The organism is Glycomyces xiaoerkulensis (genome assembly GCF_002798405.1).
Taxonomy (GTDB): Bacteria; Actinomycetota; Actinomycetes; order Mycobacteriales; family Micromonosporaceae; genus Glycomyces; species Glycomyces xiaoerkulensis.
Window position 1 is genome coordinate 38,259 of record NZ_PGGV01000035.1, and the last position, 9,642, is coordinate 47,900.

Genomic DNA, 9,642 nt, shown 5'->3' on the forward strand with positions numbered 1-9,642 from the left:
CTATTGCACCTCATAACGCCAGTTCCAAAGGCCATTGGCACGTCTGCGGCGGCTTGTTGTGGCGATCGACGCCCGAGACTGGCACGAACCAGTACCTCAATTCTCCCAACTCGCACGCGACTGCCGCAACGGTAAGCCCCGAGCAATCCGCGACCGCCTCGATCCAGAGGATTACGAGCGCCTGTTGGCGGCGGTATGAGCAGGCGAATCAAAGCGAGAGCTCGCGAAGCGCTTCGAAATCAGTCTCCGATCCGTCTACCGGCTCCCAGCGTGAGGGCCTGCTATGGATCGATTGCGTCTTCACTGTCCGCGACGCCGCGCCAGAAGTCGAGATCCGCTCGGACAGCGCGACTGAAGGGGTGGCCGGGGCCGAGGATGCGGAGCTGATCGATTAGGAGGGCTTGGAGAGCATCGGCGGCCTCGCGGGGGGCGCCGGCCTCGCCACGCCAGCGGGCGAGGCTGGCACGGGTCGAAAGTGTGTCGGGATGGTCTGGCCCAAGAAGCTCTAGACAATCGCATAGAAGGTTATTGAGTTCTGAGGTTGCTTCGACCGTGTGCCCGGTTTGCCCTCGAAAGTCTGCGAGCATCCGTCTGGCTGCGAGTGTCTGGGGGTGGAACCGGCCGAGCACCCTGCGATGTTCTTGGACCACGTTTGTCAGTAGCGCGACTGAACGGACGAGGTCCCCGGCCTCGCCACGCCATCGAGCAAGGTTGCCGAGCGCACTCAGTGTTGCAGGATGGTCGGGACCGAGGACATTTAGGTGAAGTGCGAGCACTTCCTCGAATGCGCTGGCAGCCGTGGCCGGGTCTCCGGCCTCGCCACGCCATCGAGCGAGGTTGGCGCGTGCATTGAGTGTCGCAGGATGGTTAGGGCCCAGCACCCGTGTGCAGTCGTCGAGGAGTTCTTCGAATCCTGCAGCGGATCGAGTCGGATTCCCGGCGTGCCCCTGCCAACGTGCAAGGTTGTCGCGTGAGCGCAGAGTATGCGGGTGGTCGGGCCCAAGAACTCGAAGTCGATCAGCCAGTAGGTCCTCAAATTCTGCGACAGCTCCTCCGACGTCTCCGGCTTCGGCACGCCATCGAGCGAGATTGCCTCGAGCCATCAGCGTGTCGGGGTGGTCGGATCCGAGGAGATGACGGCAGTCCTCAAGTAGCGCCTCAAACATCTGAACGGCCCTAGAGGCATTGCCTGCGGCTCCCTGCCAGCGTGCTAGGTTGCTGCGGCTGCGGAGGGTGTGTGGGTGGTCGGACCCAAGGACCCGGAGTCGATCGATCAGCAGATCTTCAAAGGCCGTCGCCGCCCCGGCGTTATCCCCGGTCTCTCCTCGCCAGGAGGCAAGGTTGCTGCGAGTTCGGAGTGTATCGGGATGGTCAGGACCGAGGATCCGATGTTGGTCTTCGACGAGCAATTCCAGATCCTCGACCGCTCGTGCCGGGTCTCCAGCGTGCCCTCGCCAACGAGCGAGGTTGCAGCGCGTGCGGAGCGTATTCGGATGCTCAGGTCCGAGTACTCGCGCGGAGTCGTCGCCGAGAACCTCGAGGGCGGCAGCGGCCTGTATCGGTCTACCTGATGCCCCAGTCCATTCAGCAAGATTCGCGCGCGTGGTGAGGATTTCGAGGTCTTCTGGACCGAGGACTTGGACTTGCTTGCGGTGCAGTCGCTCGAATGCGCCGAGCGCCTCGGCGGCGTTGCCAGCCTCGCCGTGCCACCGGGCAGCCTGAGCTTGGGCAGTGAGAGTGTGTCGGTGTTCGGATCCAAGTCGGAGCTCGCAACTGGTGTGAAGCTGGTCGAAGTATTGGACCGCCTGGTGTACCTGGCCGGCTCTTCCGAGGCTCATTCCTGCTTGAAAAACGACCGCATGAGCTTTGGAGTCCAGCAGTATTGGATCGGCCAGGTGGCGCAGCCGCATGGTGTTGGAGCGGAGCATTGCACTGATGGCAGGGTCGTTCTCAGGATCCGGCCAAATCGAGATGAGGGCATCAGCAATCGCGTGGACCAGTGGTCTGTCGTGGTCGGAGTTGAACTCTTCGCAGACCGCGCGTTGGACGAGGGCGTGGATGCGGATGGTGGTGCCGTCGTGGTCGATCAGGTTCAGCCGGTGGAGGCGGGCGAGGGTGTCGGTGACTGCTCTCGGTGGTAGTGGTGGCGGGCCGGAGTAGCCTCCGCTCTGGTGCTGTATCGGGTCCACGTCTGGTTGCACGGTGTGCTGAATGGTGGTGAAGAGGTCGGCGGGGATGCCGGCGGGGTCGAGGAGGCTCGCCAAGGCAAGGAGCCGGGAGGCGAGGCCGACGGGTTCGTATCGGTCGGCGCGTTCGATGGCGATCTGGAGGGCGGCGGAAATGGTGTGGGGATATTCGTCTGGGAGGGTGTCGGGGCTGAGTTGGTCGAGGGTGAGTGTCCGGTCGGTCAGGCGGTCGCGGTAGGTTGCGCAGGTCATTCCGGGCTGGTCGAGGATGTAGACAGCGGCCTGTGCCAGGGCCAGCGGGAGGTAACCCAGGTCGTGGGCGAGGTCAGCGGCGCCGTTGAGGCGGTTGGTGTCACCACAGAAGCGTTCGGTGAGGTAGGTGAGGGCTTGGTCCGGGGTGAACAGGTCGACGTCGATGCGTTTGCGGGCACGGGTCTCGAGGGCGGCGTCGCGGCGGCGGGTGGTCACGATGGTGCGGCCGTACTCGCTGTTCGGGGGCCAGAGCCCGCCCAGGTCGGCCGGATCGGTCAGGTCGTCGAGGACGATCAGCCACCGAGGCGCGTCCGCGCCGTCGAGCCGAGCCAGGAAGCGCTGCGCAGCTACATCGCTGTCGGCGCCATCGGTGCCGCACAGTTCACTGCTGGCCTGTGCGAAAGCGGCGATGATCGACTCCCGTGCACTGGCGTTGATCCACACCAGCAGGTCGACTGCGCGTTTGCCCCATTGCCGGTGAGCAAACGTAGCGGCGATCTGGGTCTTGCCGACACCGCCCATGCCGGCGAGGATCTGGCAGACCACGGCGGTGCCGTCCTCGGTGAGCGCGTCGGCCAGTTCCAGGTCGACCTGCCGAGCCTGGTGCGCGGCGGCTATCGGGGGGAGGGCGCCGATGCGGCGCGGCCAGGTCGTCGGCGGTTCAGGGCGGGAGCCCAGGGTGACTTGTTGCGTTTGGATCACGGTGCCGATAGGGGCGCTGAAATCGTTGCGGAACTCGGTTGCTGCGGCTGGTGGCGCTGCAGTCGCCTCGATGCTGGTGAACAGTTCGGTGATCCAGAAGCGGTTCCATCTGGGGTAGAGGATGGTGTTCTTCGTGCCGTTGTTCTCGGCTCGGAACCCGAACTGGAGGATGATGTTGCGGCACAGCACCGACAGGTACTGATGCGCGGCGGGGCCATCGGCATCTTGATGTGAGCCCGGATGGGGGTCGTTCTCGCTGATCCAGGCATGGACGTCGGTGACGAGATCGGTCAGGTCGGAGCCGCCCACCAGCGGCCAGTTGGTCGGCTCGTTGGCCAGGAGTTCCTTGCAGAAGAGCCGTTGCAGTCGCTGCTGGTCGGGGAAGAGTTCGGCGGCGGTCAGGTCGACCGCTGCCCGGATCACGGCGGTCAGCTCGGTCTGCTGGTCCTTCGCAGGCAGGCCTTGCTTGAGTTGCCGGTTGCGTAGCGTGGTGTCCAGGCTCTCTGCGATGCGTGTGCCGACCCATTTGCCGATCGCGGTCTTGGCGGTATCAAAGGCGAGTCCGCTAAGGGTGGCGGCGCTGAACGGCTCGATCACGATGCGGGCGACCTCCGGCGTGCAAGTGGAGCGTCCCCACCATACCCGGCGACAGAGCCGAGCGCGTCCCCCGAAGCACCGACTCGGCGACCACCCCAGAGTCACGGGAGGCAGAGCGGTGGGGGAGTTCTGGTCATGACCAGTCATAACCAAGACCAGATCATCTGATATGAGATGTAACTGTCTGAATGTTGTAAGATTCTCATCCCGGTGGTCGTCACCAGGTCTGATGTGGTCGATGTCGACCGCGCGCTCGGGACATCGCTCTCCGTACGTCGGTCGGGCTGTAGAGCTGTACCTATCTCGGCGAAGGACACAGCGGCGGCGCACAGGCCAGGCAGCAGATAGCCGCGAACGGCGATTGGAGCCGATCGAGGAGGGGGCACAGGTACCTCCCGCGTCGGCGAACTAACCAGGTCGAATCACGATATGGTGCTACCATCCATGGATGGTGAACTCCGCTGAGTCCGCCCTGCGCGCGCGGATGCTCGAGATACAGGGGCTTTTCAACGAAAGCCTTTCGATCCTACGATCGCTGCAGCAGAGCGGTGCCCTACATATCGACGAGAATCGTCCTTCGCAGGCCGCAATGGATGCGGCGATGACGCTCGCTGGTCCCTCCGGAGAATGGAAGGACTCGCAGCACTGCCTGCGTCCAAGGGCCCTTGCTCTTAAGTTCGTCCATGAGCAGGCTGGATTCTGTCGATCGCTCGCGCTGCTTACGGCAGACCCCTACCACTCGTTCGACTCAATGTGTGTCATCAGTCGGGCGATCGCCGAGCGCTCCGGACGCATCGCCTGGATCCTCGACCCAACCGTCGACCACAAGATCAGGTGCGCACGCGCTTATCTCGTGGACCTCGTCAGTCTCCACCACCTTGTGCCCAGTCGACTCATTGAGCCATCGGACGGAGTAGCGCGGGAGAAGAAGGCCAAGGACAAAGAGAAATCTAAGGCGATGAAGCGGGAGGCGAAGGAGCTTTTCGACCCAGCAACCTTCGAGAATGAGCCATCAACATGGAACGTTGCAGGCGAGACATACATCAGTTGGACCGACGCGCTCATGAATTGGGCTAGGGCCAATGAGCTGTCGATCGACGGTGAGGCTCTGTATAATCTCCTCGCCGTCACCTCTCACCCACAAGGGTTTACCGCTGTGGCCGGCACTGACCGCCATCCTTACCACGTCGGCGTTCTAGGACTGAAGACTTCCCAGGTCGAGAAGACTCTCCGCCTTTCTCTGACGCTTTACTATTCATCATTGACGCAATGCGCGAACTATCACGGGGTCGATGAGCAGGCGTACTCAGGATGGGAAGCTAAGATTTCCGAGGTATACCCAGGATTCTTCGCTCAAGATTGAATCCCATCGCGATGCGTGCGCCGAACCATTTGGTGACCGCGGCCTTGGAGGTGTCGATGACGAGACCGCCGAGGGTGGCGGCGCTGAAGGGTTCGATCACGATGAGGCCTGCGTCCGGCCGTGCAAGTGGAGTGTCCTCACTATTCCCATTGTCGGAGCCGAGTCGCGCCCCCGCCATAACTAATCGGAGCCCGCCTCGGAGTTGCGGGTGGCCGGGGCGGGGACGAGGCAGTTCCGATCATACCCAATGATAACCAACCTGGATCACGTGATACGAGTTGTAACTGTCTGACTGTCCGAGTTATTTGGTCACGGGAAGTCTCGGTCTCCTACAGGGGCCGAATGCGGTCTCGGGGAGGAACCGCTAGGGCGCGCCGACCCGGACCCGCCAGGCGATGGCGTCGATCAGCACTCGCAGTGACCTGGTGATCGGCCGTCCAGTCGCTGCTGGTGCCGGGATCCGTTTGTGCATGCTCCCACTGGTTGTCGGTGAGCGTGGCGTGGGCAGGTACCCTTAACACTTGGAGCCTCCAGCGGTCGGTTTCGTTGCAGCACAACAAGACTGACTGAAGGCTCCCTCATTTCTCGAACAGGCCCAGGTGTACAAGCCTCAGACTTGCAACTGGAGTACTAACCTCAGTTATTCAGGGCTGCAACGTCTCTGGTGGACTCCCATGAAGAAAGGTGCCCCGTCACCTGCGAAGATGTGAGTGTCTAGAACACAAGTCGCGGGAACATGGGACACCTTCTTGGTGCAGCGTAGCGGTTGGTCTCGGCGGTTGGACGTGGAGGCCTCGGGGCAGGGCCAGGTCGGCAACAGCGGGGTGGTCCTGCTACGGCTGGCCGCTGACAAGTGCGGCCTGGCCAGGGCCTTGGCGGTCCGGATGGCCGCTTCGTCGGTGTCGTCGTGGGTCGACCGGACCCAAGCGCTGGTGTATACGGCGTGCGCGATCGCGATGGGCGCGACCGGCTTCGAACGGTCCACCGGGTACGTCTACGCCACCACGGCGACCAACATCAGCCGCCTGAAGGGCATCGGCGGCTCGCACACCCTCCAGTGGATCGACGCGGTCGGCCGTGACCATGCCGAGGTCGAAGACCGGGTGCGCTGCAGCAAGGCCACCGGGCTGGGCAACCTCCCCTCGGCCTCCTGGCAGGTCAACACCGCCTGGATCCCCGCGACCAACATCGCCGCCGATGTGGAGGCCTGGAGTCGCCTGCTGGGCTTCGCCGGCGAGTCCGAACTCGAAGGCGCCGAACCGGCGGCCACCATCCGCGCCAAGATCTACACCACCGGCGCCCGACTGGTTCACCACGCCCGCAAACGAACCCTGAGACTCGCCGACACCCGGCCCTGGAACAGACACTTCGCCGCCGCCTGGGCCGCTCTCACCGAACTGCCCGAACCGGCCACCTGACCTGAACCCCCATGCCGACTACCCGCCGCCGGAAGGAGCGACCGCGGCCGCATCCAGCAGCGACACCCGCTGGCGGCAGCCAGGACCGCACCCTGGTCCGGGACTTCGTCACACGGACGAGGACAAACCGGCACAAGACAGATCGGCACTCAAGCCATAAGAGACGCTGAAGAATCGAGGCTAACCCACGAAGTCGAGCACCAATACTTGACGGTGCGTCGATCCGTCATGAGATAATAGGACAATGGCAGTATCTAAACCTAACTCCGGTGACTTCCAAGCAGCGCCCGATTCTTTGTCAAGAAACCGAGGAATATTTGATGATTTTGAGGCATATCGGACGCCTTCGTCTCGTGACTATCAAGCGATCTTTCAGGACGGGATTATAGTAATCGATACTAATGTGCTATTGCATCTATACCGTTACCGAGAAGAGACGAGGGCTGATCTTCTGTCAGTTCTTCGAGCGCTTAAAGATCGAATCTGGGTTCCGCATCAGGTTGTTCGCGAATTCTGGCGAGCGCGTGAATCAGTCCTGAAAGATCCACAAGAATCAGTAGAAACGATGAAGCAACTTGAATCAAAGATCGACGAAGTCAAGAATGCTTTTAGGCGCTGGACAAATCGAGTGGACCTAGATCGAGATCATGCGGATCGTCTGATAGATGATCTGGATAGCGGCTTCGTGCCAATAATTAATGAAGTGAGTGCGTCTGCACCTGATGAATCCGTGGAGGAAATGCTTGACACTCGGAAAGACCCGATCGTTCAGGCGTTGAGTGAAATACTCGATGGAAGTGTAGGTTCGCCATTCGATGAGAAGACACGACAAGAGAAGATTACAGAGGCCATGAAGCGTTTTGATATGAGGAAGCCTCCGGGATTCAAGGACCAAAGCAAAAAAGAAGAGCAAGGAGCAGGAGATTACCTCCTATGGGCTCAAACTCTAATCGAAGCCCAGCAAAGCAAGCGTGATGTCCTGATCGTGACTGCAGATGTGAAAGAAGACTGGTGGAGGCGAACACATGGTCAAACACGAGGCCCGCATCCGGACCTGGTAGAAGAAATGAAGGAGGAAGCTGGAGTTCGCCTGTTTATGCTTCAACCGAAAGGATTGATGATTCATGCGAAGGCGACCTTGAGCATTCAAGTAAGGGATGAATCTGTCGAGGATATCGAGCGAGCAGACAAGAGGCTAACAGAATCGGAGACCGGAGGATGGACCAAGGAAGGGATTGCCATCCTCTTTGAGCGACTTATGCTCGAAGACCGTTTCCCGCAAGAATGGGCAATTCATGAAGCCGCATTCGGAAACGGCTTTGTCAGCCGAGAGCAGGTGTACGAGTTGGCTGGGTACGATACGAATCGAAGTCTTCGCGGCTTTACACGACCTATTATAAGGTTGAGTAATGAACTGCGAATGCAAGGGTACATCGCTGAGGATGCCGTCGAAGTCCTTACGGCTGTCTATGATTCTCCAACAAATCCCGGTTCAGCAACTGGATTCAGGCTTAATGGCGATCTAATAGAATTGGTTGTCGAGGTCGATTCGGAAGAATCGAGCAGTTAGCGCAGCCAAATTTAGTCTGTGCTTCATGGAAGTCGTTCGCACTGCAGGTGCATCTGCTCAGTCGAAATGGCAGGTTGATACCACAACGCCGATACGAATAAGTGACGAGGCTTCGGATGAACAAGGAGGCCGGTTAGTACTCCAGTTGTAGGTTCGGGTTTCATGCGGCGAGGGTGAGTTGTCGCTGGTAGTGGAGCTGTTTCGCGGTGGCTTGGTGGCGGCGTCGCCAGGTCGACCAGCGGAGCCGGTGTTGCCAGTTGAGGTCGGGCGCGGCTGCACTGACTATCAGGTGGCGGATTTCGTTGCAGGTCAACGGGATCATGTCGGACTCGTCCGGGTCGGATTCGCGGGCGCGGGTCGCGGCGAGGAAGGCGTAGGCGAGCATCGCGAGGGTGACCCACCGGTGCCACGAGGTCCAGGTCCGGACTTGGTGCTCATCGAGTCCGGCGAGTTCCTTGGCGCCCTGGAAGGTCTCCTCGATCCTCCAGCGCATCCCGGCGACCGTGACCAGTGTCTGGAGCGGGACTGCTGTGAGGGTCCAGGCCAGGTAGTAGGCGAGTTCGCCGGTGCGCCGGTTCCGGCGGGCCAGCAGATGCGCGTGCCCGCCGCGTTCGGGTACGAGATCGATCCAGGCCCAGTCATAACACCGCAGGCCCTTCGCGCCGTCTCCGGCCGATCGGGGCTGCCAGGCGACTCCTGCCTGTTCGATGGCTTCGGCGGCGGTGGTCTTACCCGCTTCGACAGCGACCGGGGTAGTGCAGGCGACGGCCAGGACATAGGGCAGGCCGCGGGCTTCGAGCCGGGCGCGCAGGTCGGGGTTGACGCCGTAGGCCTCGTCGCCGACAGCGAAGTCGGCGCCGATTCCGGCATCGAGCGCGGCCTCGATCATATCGCCGGCCAGTTCGGGCTTGGTGGCGAAGCCGACCTGTTCGGGCACACCCGCCGCCGCACACCGCCCGGGATCGTCGGTCCAGGACTTCGGCAGGTAGAGGCGGACATCGACCGGCGCGTGCCCGGCCGCGGTCGCCAGGGTGAGGTAGACCCCCAACTGGCAGTTCTCGATCCGGCCCGCCGTCCCCGAGTACTGCCGCTGCACCCCAACCGTCCGATCGCCTTTCTTGACATCGCCGGTTTCGTCCACGGCCAGGACCCGCAGGCCCGCTCCGGTGCTCAGCTGCTCGGACGCCCAGGCGCGGATCTCGGACCGGACCTGTGCATCGTCCCAGCTCGCACGGGAGAGGAGGTGCTGGAACCGCCAGGGCCCGGCCTCGCCTGCATGCTCGGCCAGGGTCCAGCAGTTGCGCCGTTCCAGATGCGCCATCATCGCCTGCGTCAGGCGCTTCGCGTTCTGCCTGGTCTCGATCCGCCGGAACGCCGAAGCCAGGCGCGCCCACAGCGCGTCCAGGTCAGACCGCCAGCGGCCCACGTCTACACTCGCCAAAGCGGCCGTCGTGCTCTTCAGTTGCCTCACAACAACAATGATCACGGCGGCCGTCCCGCGCCCAGCGACGGCATCCCCGCAGCTCACAACCTGAACTCTCACTGGAGTACTAA

General features: G+C 61.9%; 5 protein-coding genes. 3 read left to right on the forward strand and 2 right to left on the reverse strand.

Annotated elements, in window-relative coordinates:
• Positions 1 to 281: 281 nt before the first annotated feature.
• Positions 282 to 3,737 carry an FxSxx-COOH system tetratricopeptide repeat protein gene (fxsT, locus tag CUT39_RS16460; RefSeq protein ID WP_198587211.1) on the reverse strand — a complete coding sequence of 1,152 codons (3,456 nt, stop codon included), beginning with the start codon at positions 3,735 to 3,737 and terminating at the stop codon, positions 282 to 284.
• Positions 3,738 to 4,185: 448 nt separating this feature from the next.
• On the opposite strand from fxsT, the gene CUT39_RS20485 reads away from it, so the two are divergent.
• The 3 genes from CUT39_RS20485 (at position 4,186) to CUT39_RS20490 (ending at position 8,088) form a co-directional block, all read left to right on the forward strand.
• Complete coding sequence (locus CUT39_RS20485; protein ID WP_157930755.1) at positions 4,186 to 5,100, forward strand: hypothetical protein; 915 nt, start codon at positions 4,186 to 4,188, stop codon at positions 5,098 to 5,100.
• A gap of 752 nt (positions 5,101 to 5,852) precedes the next feature.
• Positions 5,853 to 6,518 (forward strand): transposase, encoded by a 666-nt coding sequence (locus CUT39_RS16465; protein WP_157930756.1) that lies wholly within the window; start codon positions 5,853 to 5,855, stop codon positions 6,516 to 6,518.
• 244 nt (positions 6,519 to 6,762) lie between these two features.
• On the forward strand, positions 6,763 to 8,088 hold the full coding sequence (locus tag CUT39_RS20490; protein WP_157930757.1) for a PIN domain-containing protein: 1,326 nt from the start codon (positions 6,763 to 6,765) through the stop codon (positions 8,086 to 8,088).
• A 160-nt stretch (positions 8,089 to 8,248) separates the two neighbouring features.
• Here the strand turns inward: CUT39_RS20490 and CUT39_RS16475 are convergent, their stop codons facing one another.
• Positions 8,249 to 9,514, reverse strand: coding sequence for an IS701 family transposase (locus CUT39_RS16475; RefSeq protein WP_456298044.1), 1,266 nt, complete (start codon positions 9,512 to 9,514; stop codon positions 8,249 to 8,251).
• Positions 9,515 to 9,642 lie beyond the last annotated feature (128 nt).

Coding starts and splice junctions, on each gene's coding strand:
- CUT39_RS20485 (WP_157930755.1), top strand. CDS start 4,186: ATGGTGAACTCCGCTGAGTCCGCCCTGCGCGCGCGGATGCTCGAGATA.
- CUT39_RS20490 (WP_157930757.1), top strand. CDS start 6,763: ATGGCAGTATCTAAACCTAACTCCGGTGACTTCCAAGCAGCGCCCGAT.